This window comes from Streptomyces sp. 6N223, from assembly GCF_052246635.1.
GTDB lineage: Bacteria > Actinomycetota > Actinomycetes > Streptomycetales > Streptomycetaceae > Streptomyces.
In genome coordinates this window covers 121,229-141,537 of sequence record NZ_JBQQCA010000002.1, presented here as the reverse complement: position 1 = coordinate 141,537, position 20,309 = coordinate 121,229, and the positions used below count along the sequence as shown (strand labels likewise).

17 protein-coding genes and 1 pseudogene are annotated in these 20,309 nt (G+C 74.3%); 7 read left to right on the top strand and 11 right to left on the bottom strand.

What is annotated here, in order from left to right:
• Positions 1–4: 4 nt before the first annotated feature.
• The 6 genes from ACTWQH_RS02355 to ACTWQH_RS02330 all read left to right on the top strand — a co-directional run bounded on the left by ACTWQH_RS02355 (position 5) and on the right by ACTWQH_RS02330 (position 6,620).
• Positions 5–859: a peptidoglycan recognition protein family protein gene (locus ACTWQH_RS02355; protein ID WP_443284576.1), complete on the top strand. Its 855-nt coding sequence runs from the start codon at positions 5–7 to the stop codon at positions 857–859.
• A gap of 3 nt (positions 860–862) precedes the next feature.
• Positions 863–1,951, top strand: a complete 1,089-nt coding sequence (locus tag ACTWQH_RS02350; protein WP_443284575.1) for a PP2C family protein-serine/threonine phosphatase — start codon at positions 863–865, stop codon at positions 1,949–1,951.
• A 184-nt stretch (positions 1,952–2,135) separates the two neighbouring features.
• Positions 2,136–4,007, top strand: coding sequence for a molecular chaperone DnaK (gene dnaK / locus ACTWQH_RS02345; protein WP_443284574.1), 1,872 nt, complete (start codon positions 2,136–2,138; stop codon positions 4,005–4,007).
• Positions 4,004–4,921 carry a nucleotide exchange factor GrpE gene (gene grpE / locus ACTWQH_RS02340; RefSeq protein ID WP_443284573.1) on the top strand — a complete coding sequence of 306 codons (918 nt, stop codon included), beginning with the start codon at positions 4,004–4,006 and terminating at the stop codon, positions 4,919–4,921. Before dnaK ends, grpE begins: the two co-directional genes overlap by 4 nt.
• Positions 4,922–4,975: 54 nt before the next feature.
• A complete protein-coding gene (dnaJ, locus tag ACTWQH_RS02335; protein WP_443284572.1) occupies positions 4,976–6,166 on the top strand; it encodes a molecular chaperone DnaJ in 1,191 nt (396 codons plus the stop codon).
• A 4-nt stretch (positions 6,167–6,170) separates the two neighbouring features.
• Entirely contained in the window at positions 6,171–6,620 is a 450-nt protein-coding gene (locus ACTWQH_RS02330; protein WP_443284571.1) for a heat shock protein transcriptional repressor HspR, read from the top strand.
• Between the two features lie 73 nt (positions 6,621–6,693).
• Here ACTWQH_RS02330 and ACTWQH_RS02325 read toward each other — a convergent pair whose 3' ends face one another.
• The 4 genes from ACTWQH_RS02325 to ACTWQH_RS02310 all read right to left on the bottom strand — a co-directional run bounded on the left by ACTWQH_RS02325 (position 6,694) and on the right by ACTWQH_RS02310 (position 12,376).
• Positions 6,694–8,559 (bottom strand): Dyp-type peroxidase, encoded by a 1,866-nt coding sequence (locus tag ACTWQH_RS02325; protein ID WP_443284570.1) that lies wholly within the window; start codon positions 8,557–8,559, stop codon positions 6,694–6,696.
• A 231-nt stretch (positions 8,560–8,790) separates the two neighbouring features.
• The gene (locus ACTWQH_RS02320) at positions 8,791–11,232 is read right to left on the bottom strand and encodes a sodium-translocating pyrophosphatase (RefSeq protein ID WP_443284569.1); all 2,442 of its coding nucleotides are present in this window, start codon (positions 11,230–11,232) and stop codon (positions 8,791–8,793) included.
• A 161-nt stretch (positions 11,233–11,393) separates the two neighbouring features.
• Positions 11,394–11,834 (bottom strand): ATP-binding protein, encoded by a 441-nt coding sequence (locus tag ACTWQH_RS02315; RefSeq protein WP_443284568.1) that lies wholly within the window; start codon positions 11,832–11,834, stop codon positions 11,394–11,396.
• A gap of 200 nt (positions 11,835–12,034) precedes the next feature.
• A complete protein-coding gene (locus ACTWQH_RS02310; protein WP_443284567.1) occupies positions 12,035–12,376 on the bottom strand; it encodes an STAS domain-containing protein in 342 nt (113 codons plus the stop codon).
• Between the two features lie 187 nt (positions 12,377–12,563).
• On the opposite strand from ACTWQH_RS02310, the gene ACTWQH_RS02305 reads away from it, so the two are divergent.
• Positions 12,564–14,918 (top strand): DEAD/DEAH box helicase, encoded by a 2,355-nt coding sequence (locus tag ACTWQH_RS02305; protein WP_443284694.1) that lies wholly within the window; start codon positions 12,564–12,566, stop codon positions 14,916–14,918.
• Between the two features lie 135 nt (positions 14,919–15,053).
• Here the strand turns inward: ACTWQH_RS02305 and ACTWQH_RS02300 are convergent.
• From ACTWQH_RS02300 to ssd, 7 genes and pseudogenes are all read right to left on the bottom strand, one after another.
• Positions 15,054–15,401: pseudogene (locus ACTWQH_RS02300) on the bottom strand (Rv3654c family TadE-like protein); the annotation flags it as partial.
• Positions 15,304–15,600, bottom strand: coding sequence for a TadE family type IV pilus minor pilin (locus ACTWQH_RS02295; protein WP_443284566.1), 297 nt, complete (start codon positions 15,598–15,600; stop codon positions 15,304–15,306). The pseudogene ACTWQH_RS02300 and the gene ACTWQH_RS02295, both read right to left, overlap by 98 nt.
• A gap of 55 nt (positions 15,601–15,655) precedes the next feature.
• On the bottom strand, positions 15,656–15,793 hold the full coding sequence (locus ACTWQH_RS02290) for a DUF4244 domain-containing protein (RefSeq protein ID WP_443284565.1): 138 nt from the start codon (positions 15,791–15,793) through the stop codon (positions 15,656–15,658).
• Positions 15,794–15,967: 174 nt separating this feature from the next.
• Positions 15,968–16,681, bottom strand: coding sequence for a type II secretion system F family protein (locus ACTWQH_RS02285; protein ID WP_443284564.1), 714 nt, complete (start codon positions 16,679–16,681; stop codon positions 15,968–15,970).
• Positions 16,678–17,547 (bottom strand): type II secretion system F family protein, encoded by an 870-nt coding sequence (locus ACTWQH_RS02280; RefSeq protein WP_443284563.1) that lies wholly within the window; start codon positions 17,545–17,547, stop codon positions 16,678–16,680. The genes ACTWQH_RS02285 and ACTWQH_RS02280 overlap by 4 nt, the downstream gene beginning before the upstream one ends.
• Positions 17,544–18,782, bottom strand: coding sequence for a TadA family conjugal transfer-associated ATPase (locus tag ACTWQH_RS02275; protein WP_443284562.1), 1,239 nt, complete (start codon positions 18,780–18,782; stop codon positions 17,544–17,546). Before ACTWQH_RS02275 ends, ACTWQH_RS02280 begins: the two co-directional genes overlap by 4 nt.
• The gene (ssd, locus tag ACTWQH_RS02270) at positions 18,779–19,822 is read right to left on the bottom strand and encodes a septum site-determining protein Ssd (RefSeq protein ID WP_443284561.1); all 1,044 of its coding nucleotides are present in this window, start codon (positions 19,820–19,822) and stop codon (positions 18,779–18,781) included. The genes ACTWQH_RS02275 and ssd overlap by 4 nt, the downstream gene beginning before the upstream one ends.
• Positions 19,823–20,309: the final 487 nt, after the last annotated feature.

Genomic DNA, 20,309 nt, shown 5'->3' with positions numbered 1-20,309 from the left:
GGCGGTGTGGGCCACGCTGCTGGCGGTGCTGCCCCTCGCCCTGCTGGTGACCTGGCGGGCGACGCCGCCGAACGCCGGGCTGCCGGGCGCCTCGCCGGCGTACGAGCGCGCCCGCGAGCGCGTGGGCGGCGGCCCGGCCGAACGCCGCCCCGCCGCGCCGCGCCCGGCCGTGGTCAGCCGGGTGGAGTGGGGGGCGGACGACGGCCTGCGCGACGACCCGGTGACCTACACGGGCGCGGCCAGGGCGGTCTTCATCCACCACACCGGCCACCCCGACGACTACGACTGCGCGGACGCTCCCGCCATGCTGCGGGCGATGTACGCCGACCACGTGCTGCGCCTGGGCTGGGACGACCTGGGCTACAACTTCGTCGTCGACAAGTGCGGCACGATCTACGAGGGCCGCGCGGGCGGCATCGACCGCTTCGTGCTGGGGGCACACACCACCGGCTTCAACCACGACAGCGTGGGCATCGCGGCGCTCGGCGACTTCAGCTACGCGGAGGCCGTGCCCGAGCCGCTGCTGGACGCCGTCGCCCAGATCGCGGCGTGGAAGCTGCGGCCGGGCGCGGATCCGCGGGGGCGGGTGCGGCTGGTCTCCAGCAACGACGCCAGCCGCGTCCCGGAGGGGACGGCGGCCGAGGTGGACGTCGTCGCCGGGCACCGCGACATCTTCTACACGCACTGCCCGGGGGACGTGATCTACGCCGCGCTGCCGGAGATCCGCGCCCGTACCGACCGGCTGCGGGCGGAGGCCGCGAAGGCCGCGGAAGCCGCGGAGACCGAGGAGTCCCGGTCGGACGCGGACGCGGACGTGGACGCGGACGCGGGCCCGGCCCGGGCGGATGCGGCCCGGTGACCCGTGGTCGCCAGGGCGGTGGGCATCGTCGGCGCCGGTCAGCCCGGCCTGCTGCCGCGCTGGCTGCGGGCTCTGCCGTGGGTCCTGTTCGCGGTGCTGGCCGTGCTGGAGCCGATCGCCGCGCGCGTGGAGCTGGTCGGCACCCTGATCGCCGCCGTGCCGCCGCTGGCCGGGCTGATCTACGGGCCGCGCCAGACCGCGCTGCTGGCCGCCGGGGTGGTGGCCGTGCTGGCGACGCCGCAGACCCGGGCGGAGCACATCAGCGGCGGGGACCTGGCGGCGGTCGTCGCGATCGCGGCGTTCAGCGTGCTCGTGGCATGGGTGCGCAGCCGTTACACCAGCGACCTGGTCGTCGTCCGCAGCGTGGCCGAGGCGGCGCAGCGGGCCGTGCTGCCGCCGCTGCCGCCGGCGGTGGGGCCGGTGCGCTGCGCCGCGCTCTACCGCCCGGCGCTGCGGGCCGCGCTGGTGGGCGGGGACCTGTACGACGTGCGGGAGGGGCCGTACGGGGTGCGGGCGGTCATCGGGGACGTGCGGGGGCACGGGCTGGCGGCCGTCGGCACGGTGGCGGCGCTGCTGGGCTCGTTCCGGGAGGCGGTGCTGTACGAGCCGGAGCTGGGCGGGGTGGCCGCGCGGCTCAACCGGCGGCTGCGGGTGGACGTGGCCACCGCCGGGGAGGAGGCGGACGCCGAGCTGTTCGCCACGGCGCTGCTGCTGGAGGTGGCGTTGGACGCCGGGGAGGTGCACGTGGTGAGCTTGGGGCATCCGTCGGCGCTGCTGATCCGTGGGGGCGTGGTGCGGGAGCTGGCCGCCGAGCCGGGGCCGCCGCTGGGGGTGGCGCCCGAGGTGGTGCCGCCGCCGGTCGCGAGCGAGCCGCTGCGGCCGGGGGACGTGCTGCTGGGGTACACCGACGGCGTGACGGAGGCGCGCGACCGGCACGGGGCGTTCTATCCGCTGGGGGAGCGGCTGGAGGCCCTCCTCGTGGAGGGAACGCCGACGCCCGGGTGGCTGGTGGACGCGGTGTGGCGGGACCTGTCGGCGTACGCCCCCACCATCCGGGACGATGTCGCGCTGCTTTCGCTCCGGCTGGGCTGAGTTGCGCTGAGCCGGGCTGAGTTGGCTGGGCTGAGCGTAAGAGCTGGATAAGAGTTGAGTGGACTCGACTCAGGTCATTTGACTGCCGATGTTTCCTCATGCACTCTTGAGCCTGTCCCACTCAGGCACGCGCGCCGACACAGGCGTGCGACGCAGGCTCAGCTAGCAGCTGGAGGAAATCGACATGGCACGTGCGGTCGGCATCGACCTGGGCACGACGAACTCCGTCGTCAGTGTTCTCGAAGGCGGTGAGCCCACCGTCATCACCAACGCCGAGGGCGCCAGGACCACGCCGTCCGTTGTGGCCTTCGCGAAGAACGGCGAGGTGCTGGTGGGCGAGGTCGCCAAGCGCCAGGCCGTCACCAACGTCGAGCGGACCATCCGGTCGGTCAAGCGCCACATGGGCACCGACTGGAAGATCAAGATCGACGACAAGGACTTCAACCCGCAGCAGATCAGCGCCTTCATCCTGCAGAAGCTGAAGCGGGACGCCGAGTCGTACCTGGGCGAGAAGGTCACGGACGCGGTCATCACCGTCCCGGCGTACTTCAACGACCACGAGCGCCAGGCCACCAAGGAGGCCGGCGAGATCGCGGGCCTGAACGTGCTGCGTATCGTCAACGAGCCGACCGCCGCCGCGCTCGCGTACGGGCTGGAGAAGGAGGACCAGACGATCCTGGTCTTCGACCTCGGCGGCGGCACGTTCGACGTCTCGCTGCTGGAGATCGGCGACGGCGTGGTGGAGGTCAAGGCCACCAACGGCGACAACCACCTCGGCGGCGACGACTGGGACCAGCGCATCGTCGACTACCTGGTCAAGCAGTTCCAGAACGCGCACGGCGTGGACCTCAGCAAGGACAAGATGGCCCTCCAGCGGCTGCGCGAGTCCGCCGAGAAGGCGAAGATCGAGCTGTCCTCGTCGAGCGAGACGACGATCAACCTGCCCTACATCACGGCCTCGGCCGAGGGCCCGCTGCACATGGACGAGAAGCTCACCCGGGCGCAGTTCCAGCAGCTCACGTCCGACCTGCTGGAGCGCTGCAAGACGCCGTTCCACAACGTGATCAAGGACGCGGGCATCCAGCTGTCCGAGATCGACCACGTGGTGCTCGTCGGCGGCTCGACCCGCATGCCCGCCGTCGCCGACCTGGTGAAGAACCTCACCGGCGGCAAGGAGGCCAACAAGGGCGTGAACCCGGACGAGGTCGTGGCGATCGGCGCCAGCCTCCAGGCGGGTGTGCTGAAGGGTGAGGTCAAGGACGTCCTGCTGCTGGACGTCACGCCCCTGTCGCTCGGCATCGAGACCAAGGGCGGCATCATGACCAAGCTGATCGAGCGCAACACCACGATCCCGACCAAGCGCTCGGAGATCTTCACCACGGCGGAGGACAACCAGCCGTCGGTGCAGATCCAGGTGTACCAGGGCGAGCGGGAGATCGCGGCGTACAACAAGAAGCTGGGCATGTTCGAGCTGACCGGGCTGCCCCCGGCGCCGCGCGGCGTGCCGCAGATCGAGGTCACCTTCGACATCGACGCCAACGGCATCATGCACGTCTCCGCCAAGGACCTGGGCACCGGCAAGGAGCAGCGGATGACCGTCACCGGCGGCTCCGCCCTGCCGAAGGACGACATCGAGCGCATGATGCGCGACGCCGAGCAGTACGCCGAGGAGGACCGCCAGCGGCGCGAGGCGGCCGAGACCCGCAACCAGGCCGAGCAGCTCGTCTACACCACGGAGAACTTCCTGAAGGAGAACTCCGAGAAGGTGCCGGGCGACGTGAAGACCGAGGTCGAGGCGGCGATCGCGGACCTGAAGGAGAAGCTGAAGGGCGAGGACACCGCCGCCATCCGCGAGGCGTCCGAGAAGGTCGCGGCCACCAGCCAGAAGCTGGGCCAGGCCATGTACGCCGACGCGCAGGCGCAGCAGTCCGGCGGCCCGTCGGCGGCGGGCGGCGGCGAGGGCGAGGGCGGCGCGTCGTCGGCCTCCGCGGCTGACGAGGACGTTGTCGACGCCGAGATCGTGGACGAGGAGAAGCCGAAGGGTGGTGCCGCGTGACTCAGGACCCGCAGGGCTTCGACAAGGAGCCCGAGGTCCCCGACGCCGAGGCCGCCGGCCCCGAAGCGCCGGCTGAGTCCTCTGGGGGGTCTGCCGGGAAGTCCCCGGGCTCTGAGAGTTCATCGGAGAACGCCAACGCCAACGCCGCGGGCGGCGGCGAAGGGAACGGCGGTCACGGGGAGGCGCCGGCCGGGGACGACACCCCGGCCGGGGCCGCCCACCCCGAGCCGCAGGTCCCGCAGCCCCCGCACGCCACCGAGGTCCAGCAGGTGGCGTTGACCGCCCAGCTGGACCAGGCCCGTTCCGCGCTGAACGAGCGCACCCAGGACCTGCAGCGGCTCCAGGCGGAGTTCCAGAACTACCGCCGCCGGGTCGAGCGGGACCGGATCGCGGTCCGCGAGATGGCCGTGGCCAACCTGCTGACCGAGCTGCTCCCGGTGCTCGACGACATCGGGCGTGCCCGGGACCACGGCGAGCTGGTCGGCGGCTTCAAGCAGGTTGCCGAGTCGCTGGAGACGGTGGCCGCCAAGATGGGGCTGATGCAGTTCGGCAAGGAGGGCGAGCCCTTCGACCCGACCATCCACGAGGCCCTGATGCACAGCTACTCGCCGGATGTCACCGAGACGACGTGCGTGCAGATCCTCCAGCCCGGGTACCGAATCGGCGACCGGACGATCCGTCCGGCCCGGGTCGGGGTAGCCGAGCCGCAGCCGGGCGTGCAGCGTTCGGAGAGCACCGAGGGCGACACGTCCGGCAAGGGCGGCAAGGGCGGCAAGGGCGGCAAGCCCGGCAAGTCAGGTAAGGGCGGCGCGGGCGAGTCGGGCGAGGCGGACGAGGAGAAGCGGCAGGAGGCGGCGGAGGCCGAGACCGAGCAGCCGGATACGAAGGAGAGCGGTGGCCCGGACAAGGGCTGAGGCCGAGGCCGAGGCCGGCAGGGCGAGACACGCGAGAGAGGAGGGACGCCGGGGATGAGCACCAAGGACTTCATCGAGAAGGACTACTACAAGGTCCTCGGCGTTCCGAAAGACGCCACCGAGGCGGAGATCAAGAAGGCGTACCGCAAGCTCGCGCGCGAGTTCCACCCGGACGCCAACAAGGGCGACGCGCGGGCAGAGGAGCGTTTCAAGGACGTCTCCGAGGCGTACGACGTGCTCGGCGACGCCAAGCGGCGCAAGGAGTACGACGAGGCGCGGGCGCTCTTCGGGGGCGGCGGCTTCCGGCCGGGCCCCGGCGCCGGCGGCCAGTTCAACTTCGACCTGGGGGACCTCTTCGGCGGCCCCCAGGGCCCCCAGGGCGGTGGCGGCGGCTTCGGCGGCGGGGGCGTGGGTGGCGGCGGCATCGGGGACGTCTTCGGCGGCCTGTTCAACCGCGGCGGCGCCGGGACCCGCACGGCGCCGCGCCGCGGCCAGGACATCGAGTCCGAGGTGACGCTCAGCTTCACCGAGGCGGTCTCCGGGGCCACGGTGCCGCTGCGGATGTCCTCCTCGGCCGCGTGCAAGGCGTGCTCCGGCACCGGCGACAAGAACGGCACGCCACGGGTCTGCCCGACCTGCGTCGGCACCGGGCAGGTCAGCCGGGGCGGCGGGGGCGGCTTCTCCCTCACCGACCCGTGCGTGGACTGCCGGGGGCGCGGCCTGATCGCCCAGGACCCGTGCCCGGTGTGCCGGGGCAGCGGGCGGGCCACCTCCTCGCGCACCATGCAGGTGCGCATCCCCGCGGGCGTCGCGGACGGGCAGCGGATCAGGCTGCGCGGCAAGGGCGCCCCGGGGGAGCGCGGCGGACCCAGCGGAGACCTGTACGTGGTGGTGCACGTCGACGCGCACCCGGTCTTCGGCCGGCGAGGGGACAATCTCACGATCACCGTGCCGGTGACCTTCCCCGAGGCGGCGTTGGGTGGTGAGATCAGGGTGCCGACCCTGGGTGGCGCCCCGGTCACGCTGAAGCTGCCGCCGGGAACGCCGAGCGGGCGCGTGATGCGCGCGCGCGGCAAGGGGGCGGTGCGCAAGGACGGCACCAGGGGCGACCTGCTCGTCACGATCGAGGTGGTCGTCCCCCGCGAGCTGGGCGACAAGGCCAGAACGGCCCTGGAGAGCTACCGCGCGGCTGCCGGAGACGAGGACCCTCGGACGGCGCTGTTCGAGGCCGCGAAGGGAGAGTAGTGAGATGGACGGCCGGAACGGACCCACGAACCCTTACGAGCTGACCGACGAGACTCCGGTATACGTCATCTCCGTCGCGGCGCAGCTGTCCGGGCTGCACCCGCAGACGCTGCGCCAGTACGACCGCCTCGGCCTCGTGTGCCCGGACCGCACCCCGGGCCGCGGCCGGCGCTACTCCGCCCGTGACATCCAGCTGCTGCGCGAGGTGCAGCGGCTCTCCCAGGACCACGGCATCAACCTGGCCGGGATCAAGCGGATCATCGAGCTGGAGACCCAGGTCGCGGCGCTGCAGGCCAAGGTGGCCGAGCTTCAGCAGGCTCTGGAGGGCGCGGCGGTGGCGATGCGCCAGCGCGAGGCGCAGGTGCACGCCTCGTACCGCCGCGACCTCGTGCCGTACGAGGACGTGCGGGCCTCCTCGGCCATCGTCGTGTGGCGGCCCGACCGCAACCGGTAGGCGGCTGCGGGGCGGCCCGCCATCCGCGCCGCCACGCCCACCATCCGCGCCGCTACGCCCGCGACGTCCGCCGTCAGTGGGCCGTGCCGGTGTGCCACAGCGAGCGGCCGTCGGCGGCGCGGATCGACACATCGCCGTCGACCCCGACCACCAGGGTGGCGCCCGGGTTGCCGTCGGTCGGGGTGGACCAGACGATCTCGCCGACCGCATCGGGCAGGACCAGCTCGCCCGTCTCGCGGAACTCGGCGTGCACCGCGCCACGCCCGGCCACCCCCGCCCGCCACATCTCCCGCTCGCCCTCGTCGCGCACCACCAGGTCGCCGTCGCTCTCGTAGCGCAGCCGGGCCCGGCCGGAGCTGACGACCTCGTCGCGCAGGATGGTCGTCGGCGCGGTCAGCGCCCGGTCCTCCAGCGGGCCGCCGCCGACCGGGATGAGGCCGTCGGCGAGCTGCCCCAGCGCCGTCAGCGAGGGCGTGAAGGCGTAGAGCGCGCCCTGGGTGCGCACGAACTGCTTCAGGCCCAGCGGCACGCAGGCGGTGGGCCCCTGCCGCTGGGCGGGGAAGGACACCGTGGAGTCCTTGCCGATCACCCCGTCCCGGCCCACGCGCGGCTCGCGCTGCGGGAAGTTGTCGTTGTTGACCCAGGAGCGCTGCACGAACTCGAACTGCGCGACCAGGTCCGACTGGTAGCTGACGAAGAGCAGGCCGCGCGTAATGTGCTCCCCGCCCGCCGTGTCGGGGTGGGGCTGGTCGAGGGGCGGGCCGAAGGGGACGCCCCGGCGCATGATGCGGCGTCCGTCGATCGCGCCCTCCTCCGGGATGACGTCGCCGTTCACGAGTGTCAGGCCGTCACGGGGGTTGGTCTTCCGCAGGTGGCAGAAGAGTGGCGTGATCCGGCCGTTCAGGTCGTCGGCGTACCCGAAGTCGTTGTTCTCCTCGGGGCCGGGCGGAACCTGCGGCTCCGCGTCCGGATACTCCGCCACGGGCGCTCCCGAGCGCCAGCGGCCCACCATGCGGGAGGCCACCCAGTCCTCGGTGGCGTCCTCCGGGGCCGCGCCCTGGCCCTTGAGCACCTTCAGCTGCTCGGCCGCCTGGCCCCACCAGCCGGTGACGTCCTGGGCCAGGCGGCGGATCACCTGGAAGGAGCCGTCGTTCATCCAGCGGGGCAGCCAGGCGGGCAGCCGGTGGTCCGTGGCGTAGCCCACCACGAACTCGCCCGGCGGGATCAGCCGCGTGCCCGGCTTGCCCAGCACCTCGCCCGGCCGCTCGGGGTCGGGCTCGTCGAAGTCCTCCACGCCCGGCTGGCTGATGGCGTCCTTGAAGCCGAAGTGCTCCGTGCCGCTGCGATCGCCCGGCAGGGTGGCGCCCGCCTGCTCGAAGACGATGGTCATCCCGTGGCAGGAGATCTCCCGCCGCTCCCGCTCCAGCGCCGTGCGCAGGTCCTCGGCGCGGTCGGAGGCGACGGTGAGCACCGCGTGCACCGGGTCCGTGTGGTCCGCGCCGAACAGCCAGTGCTCCGGGGCGTCGTCCTCGGTGTCGCCCAGCATCTCGCCGCGCTCCGCCGGGCCCTGGACGAACGCCTCCTGGGTGGTGCCGCGCGGCACGTCCGCGATGGGGCTGCCGCCGACCAGGGCGACGAGACCGGCGTGGGTGAAGCCGACGCTGCGCCAGACGGCGGCCATCGTGTCCGTGCCCGGGTCGCTCCCGCCCAGGCGCAGGCGCTCCTCGCGGAAGGTGGCGTTGAACGCGGCCACGTCGCGGGTGGTCGCGATCCGCTCCCTGAGCTGCCGCAGCCACAGCCGGGCGTGCCAGGGGTCGCCGAAGCGGATGAGGAGCAGCCGGACATGGTCCTTCTTGAAGCCCGCGAGGATGTCGCCCTGGATCTCGGTGCTCTCGCGCAGCGGAAGGGAGGCGGCGGTGGTCTCGGGCGCGGTGCTCATGAGCCCTCCAGATGCGTCAGGTGTCAGTGTGATTACGCTGAGTGATAACGTATCCGGCCGGTCGGCGAGATCGGGAGTCTTTGCCCGTTAATCCACCCGTTCGAGGGATCGCCGTTGCGTAACGCCGCCGCCCGGCGCCGCGCTGTCCGCGGCGCCGGGCGGGGGAAGCGGGCCCGAGGCGTGTCCGGCCCGTGAGGAGGGTGATCGCGGAGGTGATCGTCCGGTTGGTCGCTAGGAGGTGATCGTCTCCGCCGGGTCGGCCGACTCCGCCGGGCCGCTCGGCTTGCCCGCGTCGTCGCCGGGGCCGGCCGTGTCGTCCATGGCGATGCCGCGCCGCTTGGAGGCGTAGACCGCGCCGAAGATGATCAGCATCGCGGCGACGGCGATCACCGCGCGGAGCGGCGCGCTGGCGTCGTCCCCGTAGGTGAGGCTGATCACCGCGGGCGCGATCAGCAGCGCCACCAGGTTCATCACCTTCAGCAGCGGGTTGATGGCCGGGCCCGCCGTGTCCTTGAACGGGTCGCCCACCGTGTCGCCGATGACCGTGGCCGCGTGAGCCTCGCTGCCCTTGCCGCCGTGGTGGCCGTCCTCGACGAGCTTCTTGGCGTTGTCCCAGGCCCCGCCGGAGTTGGCGAGGAAGACCGCCATCAGCACGCCCGTGCCGATCGCGCCCGCCAGGAAGGAGCCCAGCGCCCCGATGCCGAGGCTGAAGCCGACCACGATGGGCGCCATCACGGCCAGCAGGCCCGGCGTCGCCAGCTCGCGCTGGGCGTCCCGGGTGCAGATGTCCACCACCCGGCCGTACTCCGGCTTCTCGGAGAAGTCCATGATCCCGGGGTGCTCGCGGAACTGCCGGCGCACCTCGTAGACCACCGCGCCCGCCGAGCGGGAGACGGCGTTGACCGCCAGGCCCGAGAAGAGGAAGACGACCGCCGCGCCGATCATCATGCCGACGAGGTTGTTGGGCTGCGAGATGTCCAGGCTGAGGCTGGTCGCGCCCAGCACCTCCTCGACGGTCATCCCGGCGTCGCCGACCGCCTCGTCGATGGCGTCCTGGTAGGAGCCGAAGAGCGCGGCGGCGGCCAGCACCGCCGTGGCGATCGCGATGCCCTTGGTGACCGCCTTGGTGGTGTTGCCGACCGCGTCCAGGTCGGTCAGGACCTGCGCGCCGTCGCCCTCGACGTCGCCGGACATCTCGGCGATGCCCTGGGCGTTGTCGGCGACGGGCCCGAAGGTGTCCATGGCGACGATCACGCCGACCGTGGTGAGCAGGCCGGTCCCGGCCAGCGCCACGGCGAAGAGCGCCAGCATGATCGTCCCGCCGGCGAGCATGTACGCCGAGTAGACGGCGAGGCCGACCAGCAGCGCCGTGTAGACGGCGGACTCCATGCCGAGGGAGAAGCCGGCGAGGATCACCGTGGCCGGGCCGGTCCTGGAGGTCTTGCCGATGTCCTGAACCGGGCGGCGGCTCGTCTCGGTGAAGTAGCCGGTGAGCTGCTGGATTATGGCGGCCAGCACGATGCCGATGGCCACGGCGGCCAGCGCGAACAGCCGCGGGTCGGCGTCGTGGGAGGCGATGTCGGGGTCGGAGATGCCCTCGAGCTCGGAGAAGCTGCCGGGCAGGTAGACGAACGCCGCGAGCGCCACCAGCACCAGCGAGATCGCCGCGGAGATGAAGAAGCCGCGGTTGATGGCGGTCATGCTGGTGCGGTCGGTGCGGCGGGGCGAGACCAGGAAGATCCCGGCCATCGCGGTGAGCACGCCGATCGCGGGGACCAGCAGGGGGAACGCCAGGCCGGAGTCGCCGAAGGCGACGGTGCCGAGGATGAGCGCGGCGACGAGCGTCACGGCGTAGGACTCGAAGAGGTCGGCGGCCATGCCCGCGCAGTCGCCGACGTTGTCGCCCACGTTGTCGGCGATGGTCGCGGCGTTGCGGGGGTCGTCCTCGGGGATGCCCTGCTCGACCTTGCCGACCAGGTCGGCGCCGACGTCGGCGGCCTTGGTGAAGATGCCGCCGCCGACACGCATGAACATGGCGATCAGGGCGGCGCCCAGGCCGAAGCCCTCCAGCACGCGAGGGGCGTCGGCGGCGTAGACCAACACGACGCACGACGCGCCGAGCAGGCCGAGGCCCACGGTGCACATGCCGACGACGCCGCCGGTGCGGAACGCCAGCCGCATCGCCTGGTGCCGCACCGGGATGATCTGATCGGTGCCCTCGGAATCGTTCGCCTGCCGCGCCGCGGCGGCCACTCTGACATTGCTGCGCACCGCCAGCCACATGCCGGCATAGCCGGTGGCGGCGGAGAAGGCCGCGCCGATCAGGAAGAACGCCGAACGGCCAATGCGCTGATTCCAGTCGTCCGCCGGCAGCAGCAGCAACAGGAAGACGACGATGCCGGCGAAGAACGCCAGGGTGCGCATCTGGCGCGCGAGATAGGCATTGGCGCCCTCCTGCACGGCAGCGGCGATCCGCTTCATGTTGTCGGTGCCCTCGTCGGCCGCGAGAACCTGTCTGACCAGCACGACGGCTACAGCCAGAGCCCCGGCGGCGATCACCGCGATGACGAGGATGAGCCCACGATTACCGCCAGTGAGTTCCACATCCTCGGCGGACTGCGCCAGCTCGGCTGTCTTCACAAAATACGGTTGATCGTAAAGTTGGCCCGCCATTCGTCCTCCTCGACGCTCGGGCGCTGAACAGACGTGCCCGGAGTGTAGAGACGTGACGTGGATCAAAACAGAGGGCCGGATGGGAAATTACGGCAGCCGGCGGATAGACGATCTTCTCGGCGATCTTTCCATTCGAAGATCGCTTAAAGAAATTCCCCTGATCAGGGGATGGAGGCGGTGGCCGTGGGCCAGCTCATACGGATCTTCCCGCCGTGAGAATCGGAGACCACCTCGACGTCGTCGACCAGCCCGCTGATCACGGCCAGGCCGAGCTGATCGGTGTCCTCGGTGGACTCCGGCGAGGGCTGCTCGGGGGCGGCGGGGCTCTGGTCACGGGGGGCGGGCACGACGCCCGGCGCGTCGTCGCCGACCTCGATGGAGAAGGACTTCTCACCCTCGGTGAGCATCACCCGGACAGGGGAGGTCAGCCCGTGGGCCGAATGCAGGCCCACCGCGCGGCTGCAGGCCTCCCCCACGGCCAGCCTCAGCTCGTCGAGGACCGACTCGTCGACCCCGGCGCGCCGCGCCACCGCCGCGGCCACCAGCCGGGCCGTGCGTACGTGCTCCGGAGACGCGCTGAAGCGGAGTTCGACGGTGGCCATGCCCTACCCCTTGATCGTGCTGTGACCGTGCGATCGTGCGGCGGCACCTCCCCGGGGGCGGGGGCCGGCGCTGCCCGAGGGCGACGCCGGCACCGCCGTCCCCGGGGGGCAGCCGCGGTGATGTACATGTGATGTACGGGTTGATATTCGGGTGACGTTCTTGACGCGAAGACCGGACTTCCGGTCCGGACCCGGCGGGCTCAGTCGGTGGCCGACACGGCCTCGTCGACGGACTCGTGAATCGGGAACACCTTGGTCAGGCCCGTGATCCGGAAGATCTTCAGAATCCGCTCCTGGTTGCACACCAGGCGCAGCGAGCCCTCCTGGGCGCGCACCCTCTTGAGGCCTCCGACCAGCACGCCGAGCCCCGTCGAGTCCAGGAAGTCCACGCGCTCCATATCCACCACGAGGTGATGGTTGCCGTCGTTGACCAGCTCGACGAGCTGCTCGCGCAGCTTGGGCGCGGTGTATACGTCAATCTCGCCACCCACCTCGACGACCGTGCGGTCGCCGACCCTACGGGTAGACAGGGACAGGTCCACGGATCCTCCAGCACCTTGCTAACGGGCGGCCGCCGCCTGGGTATCCCCGCCCACGGCAGGGGACGGATCGGCAACCGCCAAGGCATTCAACCACTTACCGCCTGCCCAGGACGACGTCTTACAGCCATTGTCCGTCGGACCGGTGACAGACGGGAGTGTCCGAGGCAGGTGACAGACTCGTGCGGTGATGTCCTCCGAGGCGACTCCCGGGCCGTCGTCGGCGCGCCGCCGCGCGCCGGCCGCGGTCCTCGCGCGGCTGACCGGCCGGCCGGAGCGGGCCGACCGCATCACCCATGCCGAGCGTCTGCCCGCCCGGCCCGGCCGTCACGCCTCCTGGCCCCAGGAGATCCGCCCCGAGGTCGTCGAGGCCGTGCGGGCCTTCGGCATCGGCGAGCCGTGGGCGCACCAGGCCCGCGCGGCCGGGCACGCCCTGCGCGGCGAGTCGGTGGTGCTCTCCACCGGCACGGCCTCCGGCAAGTCGCTCGCCTACCAGGCGCCCGTGCTCAGCGCCCTGCTGGAGGGCCACGACGCCCCCGGCAGGAGGGGCGCGACCGCGCTGTACCTCTCGCCGACGAAGGCCCTGGCCGCCGACCAGCTGCGGGCGCTGCGCCGCCTGGCCGCCCCCCTCGGCGCCGCCGTGCGCCCGGCCACCTACGACGGGGACACCGGTCCGGAGGAGCGGGCCTGGGCGCGGCAGCACGCGAACCTGCTGCTGACCAACCCCGACATGCTCCACCGGGCGCTGCTGCCCGGCCACCGGCGGTGGTCGGCGTTCTGGCGCGCGCTGGCCTTCGTCGTCATCGACGAGTGCCACGTCTACCGGGGCGTCTTCGGCTCGCATGTGGCCCAGGTGCTGCGGCGGCTTCGGCGTGTCGCGGCCCACTACGGCGCCCGGCCCGTCTTCCTGCTCGCCTCCGCCACGACCGCCGAGCCCGGCGTCTCCGCGTCGCGGCTGACGGGCCTGCCCGTCGCCGAGGTCACCGAGGACGCCTCGCCGCGCGGCGAGCTGGTCTTCGCCCTGTGGGAGCCGCCGCTGACCGAGGCCCGCGGCGAACGCGGCGCCCCCGTCCGCCGCACCGCGACCGCCGAGACCGCCGAGCTGCTCACGGAACTGGCCGCCTCGCGCGTCCGCACCGTCGCCTTCGTCCGCTCCCGGGCCGCCGCCGAGCTGGTCGCCGTGATCGCCCAGGAGCGGCTGGCCGCCACCGACCGCGCCCTCGCCGGCCGCGTGGCCGCCTACCGGGGCGGGTACCTGCCGGAGGAGCGCCGCGAGCTGGAGCGGGCCCTGCACTCCGGCGAGCTGCTGGGGCTGGCCGCCACCACGGCGTTGGAGCTCGGCGTCGACGTCGCCGGGCTCGACGCCGTGCTGCTGGCCGGCTACCCCGGCACCCGGGCCTCCCTGTGGCAGCAGGCCGGGCGCGCCGGCCGGCAGCGGCAGGGCGCGCTGGCCGTCCTGATCGCCCGCGACGACCCGCTCGACACCTATCTCGTCCACCACCCCGAGGCCCTGTTCCGGCGGCCGGTGGAGACCACCGTCCTGGACCCCGCCAACCCCTACGTGCTCGCCCCCCACCTGTGCGCCGCCGCCGCCGAAATTCCGCTGACCGGGGGCGACTTCGCCGCCGACCTGTTCGGCGACACCGCGGCCGGGCTGCCGGAGAAGCTCGTCGCCCGCGGGCTGCTGCGGCGCCGCGGCACCGCCTGGTACTGGACGCGACGGGAGCGGCCGGCCGATCTCGTCGACATCCGGGGCCAGGGCGGCGAGCCGGTGCGCGTCGTGGAGGCCGGCACCGGGCGGCTGCTGGGCACCGTCGACGCCGCCGCCGCGCACACCACCGTCCACGACGGGGCCGTCCACCTCCACCAGGGCCGCACCTACGTCGTGCGGGAGCTGGACCTGGCCGACTCCGTGGCGCTGGTGGAGGAGTCCAGCCCGCCGTGGACCACCTCGGCGCGGGACGTCACCGAGCTGTCGGTCCTGGAGACCGACACCGAGGTCCCCTGGGGCGAGGCCCGGCTGTGCTTCGGCTCGGTCGAGGTCACCCACCAGGTCGTCTCCTACCTGCGCCGCAGGCTCATCACCGGGGAGGTGCTGGGCGAGACCCGGCTCGACCTGCCGCCCCGCACGCTGCGCACCCGCGCCGTGTGGTGGACCATGACCGAGGACCAGCTCGACGCCGCCGACCTCGACCCGGACGTCGTGCCCGGCGCGCTGCACGCCGCCGAGCACGCGGCCATCGGCATGCTGCCGCTCTTCGCCACCTGCGACCGCTGGGACATCGGCGGCGTCTCCACCGCCCTGCACGCCGACACGCTGCTGCCCACGGTCTTCGTCCACGACGGCCACCCCGGAGGGGCGGGCTTCGCCGAACGCGCCTTCCACACCGCCCGCCCCTGGCTGACCGCCACCCGCGACGCGATCGCCGCCTGCGAGTGCGAGACCGGCTGCCCGTCCTGCATCCAGTCCCCGAAGTGCGGCAACGGCAACGACCCCCTCCACAAGGGCGGCGCCATCCGGCTGCTGACCCAGCTGCTGCGCTAGACGCGGGACGCCGCCCGGCCGGCCCGGCGCCTCGGCGGACGCCCCGTCCCCGGCCCCGTCCCCGGCCGCGGACGGGGGCCCGGCGCGGGCGCGGGCGCGCGCCGCGTAGGGGCCGGTGCGGGCCTCGGCGGTCAGGTCGGCGATCTCGCCGCCGACGTGGCAGCGCACCAGCCGCGCGCCCTGGGCCTCGGCCACCCGCCCGGCCGCCTCGCAGGCCCGCTGGGGTCCGGACAGGGCCAGGTCGGCGGCGGCCAGCGCCGCCAGGTCCGCCGCCTGGGCCGCGTGCTGCCTGGCCGCCATCACCTCACCCAGCGCCAGCAGGGCGGCGAAGGCCAGGCACAGCACCGTGGCACAGGCCACCGCCCAGACCGTCGCCGAGCCCCGGTCACTCCGGCTCCGCGCGGGCCACCGCCTCCCGCGTGACGTCCACGGCCAGCGGCCCGGGCCCGAGGGTGTGGGCCTGGACCCGCACCCGGTACAGATCGCCGTCCCGCTCCACCCGCACGGTCGCCCCGTCCGGTGCCGCCGCCCGGGCCACCTCCACCGCGACGGCGACCGGCTCCCCCCGGGCAACGGCCCGCGCCCAGGCGGGGACCGCGTCGCCGCACCGCAGCTGCACGGAGACGGCCCCCAGGCCCCACAGCAGCATCCCCAGCAGCACGACGATGCAGGGAATGACCACCGCGGCCTCTGCGGTGACGTATCCGCCGTCACGGGGGTCACGGGGGTCACCGGGGTCACGGCTGTGCACTGAGGGCCCGCTCGATCAGCTGCCCCAGGGAGTCGCTGACCGACCCCGAGGTGACGACGCCGTAGAGCACGGCGCCCAGCGCCGCCGCGGCGATGGTGCCCACCGCGTACTCGGCCGTGCTCATCCCGGCGTCGCGCCGGATCCCCCTCCAGGCCCTCCGGAGCCCCTGCGGCAGCCCCGTCGCGCGCCTGCGTGGCGAGGTCGGGCTCGTCAGATGCGTCGGAAGCGTCGGGAACATCGGAAAGGTGGGAAACATCGGACACATGGTTGATCTCCTCCGGTTGGGTTCGTCGCGAGGTCACAGCAGCTCCCTGGCCAGGCCCAGCACCACCGGGGCCACGCCGACCAGCAGGAACGCGGGCAGGAAGCAGAGGCCGAGCGGGCCCGTCACGTACACCGCCGCCCGGCGGGCGCGTATCTGGGCGGCCCGCAGCCGCCGGGCCCGGCAGGTGGCGGCCTCCGTCGCCACCAGCCCCGCCACCGGGGCTCCGGTGGACTGCGCCAGCTCCAGTCGCCTGGCGAGCCCTGCCGCGCCCGGAAGTTGTCCGAATCTCTCCCATGCGCTGGCCGGATCGCCGCCCAGCCGCAGCTCGGCCGCCACCCGGCGCAGCCCGTCGCCCACCGGGCCGTCCAGCGCGGAGCCCACGGCCCCCGCCGCCTCCCCGGGCGAGGCCCCGGCGGCGAGGCAGGCGGCCAGCAGCTCCGTCGCCAGCGGAAGCCGGTCCTCCCGCCCCCGCGCCGCCCGTTCCGCCCGCGCCTCGGCGAGTCGGACCCGGCCGCGCCGCAGCCTCGCGCGCCACCCGCCCCGGCGCGGCTCCCGTGCCGGCTCCGGCACCGCCGCCGCCACCGACAATCCGGGGGCCGCCGGCAATCCGGGGGCCGCCGGCAATCCGAGGGCTGCCGACGCCCCCGCCACCGCGTACGCCCTGCCGCGCACCGCCCGGCCGGGGCGGGCCCGCACCGCGAACCCCGCGCCGCACACCGCGGCCACCAGCAGTGCCCAGCCCGTCATGCCGCACCCCTCTCCGCGGCCCGGGCGATCGCCATCGTCCAGGCGATCCCGGCCCACTCCAGCAGGGCGCCCAGGAGCAGGCAGGCCAGCCCCGCCTGGCTGTGCAGCAGCTCCCACAGCGGCCGAACCCCCATGGCGGCGCCCAGCAGCAGCCCGAACAGCGGCAGCACCGCCAGCACCACGGCCGTGGCACGAGGGCCCGCGAGCTGCGCCCGCAGCTCCTCGCGCTCGTCCCGCTCGGCCCGCAGCGCCTGCGCCACGCGCTCCAGGCCGGAGGCGAGCGACGCGCCGCCGTCCACCGCGACCTGCCAGCACGCGGCGACGCCCCGCAGCCCGCCCGCGCCGGGCTGCCCGGCGGCGGCCCGCAGCGCCGCAGGCACGTCGCCCCCGTACCGGGCGGCCGCCAGCACCGCGGCGCCCGGCTCGCCCAGCGACTCCGGCCGCGCCTCGGCCAGGGCCTGCCCGGGCGTCCGGCCCGCGCGGACCTCTCCCGCCACCGAGCCGCACAGCTCGATCACCGCCTCCTCGAGTCGCTCCGACGCCCGCCGCTCCCGCCGGGCGCGCCACCGCCGCACCGCGAGCGGGGCGAGCAGCCCGGCGGCCGGCAGCGGCAGCCACGAGCCGCCCCACAGCGCCACCACCCCGCCGGCCGCCAGGCAGCACAGCACCACCCGGACGGCCTCGGGCTCCGGCCGGCGCGGCGTACGCCACCACCGCGCCGGCCCGGGGGAGAGGACGCCGCCCGCGGCCGACAGCAGCCGGGCCCGGCGCCGCCCCGGCCCGTCGTCCGCCAGCAGCAGCCACGCCCCCGCGCCCACGCACAGCGCCACGGCGAACTGCGCCAGCTGAGCCATCTGCCCGCTCACAGCCGCCCGCCTCCCCTCGCGCACATCCGCGCCAGCCGGGCCCAGCCCTGCTCCCGCGCGAAGCCGCCGGGGGACCAGCGGGCGGCGGGAACGGTGTGCACCAAGCCGTCGCCGTCGCGCTCCAGCACGTGGATCTCGGCGATCCTGCGCCGCCCCGAACCCCGATCGCGGACCAGGTGCAGCACGACCGACAACGCCGCCGCCAGCTGGCTGTGCAGCGCGGCCCTCGGGAGCCCCGCCGCGCTGCCCAGCGCCTCGAGGCGCGCCGGAACATCGGCCGCCGCGTTGGCGTGGAGCGTGGAGCAGCCGCCTTCGTGACCGGTATTGAGGGCGCCGAGGAGCTCCGTCACCTCCTGGCCGCGCACCTCGCCGACGACCAGCCGGTCCGGGCGCATCCGCAGGGCCTGGCGCACCAGCTCGCGCAGCTCGATCCGCCCGGCGCCCTCCTGGTTGGCGGGCCTGGTCTCCAGCCGCACCACGTGCGGGTGGGCGGGCCGCAGCTCCGCCGAGTCCTCGACGAGCACGATCCGCTCCTCACCGGGGACCAGGCCGAGGAGCGTGGCCAGCAGGGTGCTCTTGCCCGAGCCGGTGCCGCCGGTGACCAGGAACGACAGCCGGGCGTCGAGCAGGGCCCGCAGCAGCCGCTCTCCGCCGGGCGGCACCGTGCCCGCCGCGACGAGCTCGGCCAGCCCGAACGCCCTCTGCCGCACCACGCGCAGCGACAGGCAGGGCGAGCCAACCGCCACCGGGGGCAGCACGGCGTGCAGCCGGGTGCCGTCCGGCAGCCGTGCGTCGGCCCAGGGCCTGGCGTCGTCCAGCCGGCGGCCCGCGGCGGCGGCCAGCCGCTGTGCGAGCCGGCGCACGGCGTCCGCGTCGGGGAAGCGCACCGCCGCCCGCTCAAGGCCGCGGCCACGGTCCACCCAGACCGCGTCCGGCCCGTTCACCAGCACGTCGGTGACCTCGGGCTCGGCGAGGAGTGGCTGCAGCGGGCCCGCGCCGACGAGCTCGGAGCGCAGGGCGCGCACCACCGCCACAACCGCGCCGTCGCCCAGCAGCCGACCGTGGTCGCCGAGGGCCTCGGCCACCCGCCCCGGCGTCGGCTCGACGCCCTTCGCGGCCAGTCGCAGCCGCACCTCCTGCAACAGCTCCGGCAGCTCCGGCAGCTCGGGCAGCTCCGGCAGCACCGGAAGCTCGTGGTCCGCCGCCCCCGGCGGCGGGGGCGCCTGGCCGCTCATGCGACGGCCTCCGCCGTGGGCAGGGCACGCTCCAGCAGTGAGGCGCAGAACCGCCCCAGCATTCCCCCGGCGTCCGCGCCCGGCGGCTCGCCGCGGTCCGCCGCCGCGGGCAGGCCCGCGTCCTCGGGCAGCTCCCCGGCCAGCGGCAGCCCCAGCAGCCGCGCCAGCTCCTCGGCCACCAGCCCTCTGGAGCCGGACTCGCGCGCCACCACCCGCAGGTCCGCCACCAGCGCCCCGGACGTGGCGACCACCTGCCGGGCCGCGGCCAGGGCCCGCAGCTCCGCCGGCACCACCAGCAGCCCGAGGTCCAGGCGCGCGAGCGCCTCCGCCGCCGCGTCGTCCACGGCGCGCGGCAGGTCGAGCACGACCACGCCGCCGCCACGCCGCGCCGCGGCGATCACCGCGCGCATCGCCTCCGCCGGCAGCCGCACCATCCCGGCTCCGGCCCGGTCCCAGCTCAGCAGGCTCACCCCGTGCGGCCGGGGAAGCGACTCCTCCAGCGCCGCCCCGGACAGCCTCCCCTGGGAGCAGGCCAGGGCCGGCCACCGCGGCCCGGGATCCTGCTCCGCGCCGAGCAGGACGTCCAGCCCACCTCCCAGCGGGTCGCCGTCGATCAGCGTGGTGCGCCGCCCGAGCCGCGCCGCCGTCACCGCGAGCGCGCAGGCCAGCGTGGAAGCGCCGGAGCCGCCCCGCCCGCCGATCACGCCCACCGTGAGCGCCGGCCGCTCGGGCCCCTCGACGGCGTCCGCGATGCGGTCGGCCAGCCACGGCTCGTCGCCCGGCAGGTGAACCACCTGCTCGGCGCCGAGCGCCACGCCGCGCTCCCAGATCGTGTGATCGTCCAGGTCCCGCCCCACCAGGAGCACGCCATCCCGTCGGCCGGGCCACTGCCCGTGCCCTCGGCGCGCTGCCGCCCGGTCGTCGCCGACCAGGACGAGCGCGGCCCGCTCCCACCGGTCGGCCGCCACCGGCGCCCCGTGCGCCACCTCCGCCTCGGCACCCGCCGCCGCGCAGAGCCGCAGCAGGTCGTCGAGGAGCACCTCGTCCTCCGTGAGAATCAGAATCGACCGCGTCGTGGACTGTGCGGACCGCGTCGCCCGCGTTACCCGAGTCACGTCCGGGTCCCCCTTCCCCATGTCAGTGCCGTTCGCCGCCAGCGGTCTCGCGCACGGCATCCGGACGATCACCGAACGCGACGACCCGCTGCGACAACGGTGCCCGCCCAGGCACGCCCGTGGGGCCCCCGCCGCGAATCTGTGGACAACTCGGGGGCTGTGGAAAACTTGGTCACCCTCGCCGGTGAACGCCCTGGGAACGCGCCATGAGCGCTGGCACGACATGCCCCGCGATCTGCCCCGCGATAACCCCCGCGATATGCCCCCGGACATGCGACGACCCCCGCCGGGGGGGAGAGCGGGGGTCGTCTTCCTCGGCCGACTCGGGGGGGAGGAGTCGGACCGGGTTAGCACGGTCGCGAACGATCCGTGACTTCCATGGTGTACCCGAGAGGCCTCTCAGGCAAACCCA

Coding starts and splice junctions, on each gene's coding strand:
- dnaK (WP_443284574.1), top strand. CDS start 2,136: ATGGCACGTGCGGTCGGCATCGACCTGGGCACGACGAACTCCGTCGTC.
- dnaJ (WP_443284572.1), top strand. CDS start 4,976: ATGAGCACCAAGGACTTCATCGAGAAGGACTACTACAAGGTCCTCGGC.
- ACTWQH_RS02330 (WP_443284571.1), top strand. CDS start 6,171: ATGGACGGCCGGAACGGACCCACGAACCCTTACGAGCTGACCGACGAG.
- ACTWQH_RS02325 (WP_443284570.1), bottom strand. CDS start 8,559: ATGAGCACCGCGCCCGAGACCACCGCCGCCTCCCTTCCGCTGCGCGAG.
- ACTWQH_RS02320 (WP_443284569.1), bottom strand. CDS start 11,232: ATGGCGGGCCAACTTTACGATCAACCGTATTTTGTGAAGACAGCCGAG.
- ACTWQH_RS02315 (WP_443284568.1), bottom strand. CDS start 11,834: ATGGCCACCGTCGAACTCCGCTTCAGCGCGTCTCCGGAGCACGTACGC.
- ACTWQH_RS02305 (WP_443284694.1), top strand. CDS start 12,564: ATGTCCTCCGAGGCGACTCCCGGGCCGTCGTCGGCGCGCCGCCGCGCG.
- ACTWQH_RS02290 (WP_443284565.1), bottom strand. CDS start 15,793: ATGAGCACGGCCGAGTACGCGGTGGGCACCATCGCCGCGGCGGCGCTG.
- ACTWQH_RS02285 (WP_443284564.1), bottom strand. CDS start 16,681: ATGACGGGCTGGGCACTGCTGGTGGCCGCGGTGTGCGGCGCGGGGTTC.
- ACTWQH_RS02275 (WP_443284562.1), bottom strand. CDS start 18,782: ATGAGCGGCCAGGCGCCCCCGCCGCCGGGGGCGGCGGACCACGAGCTT.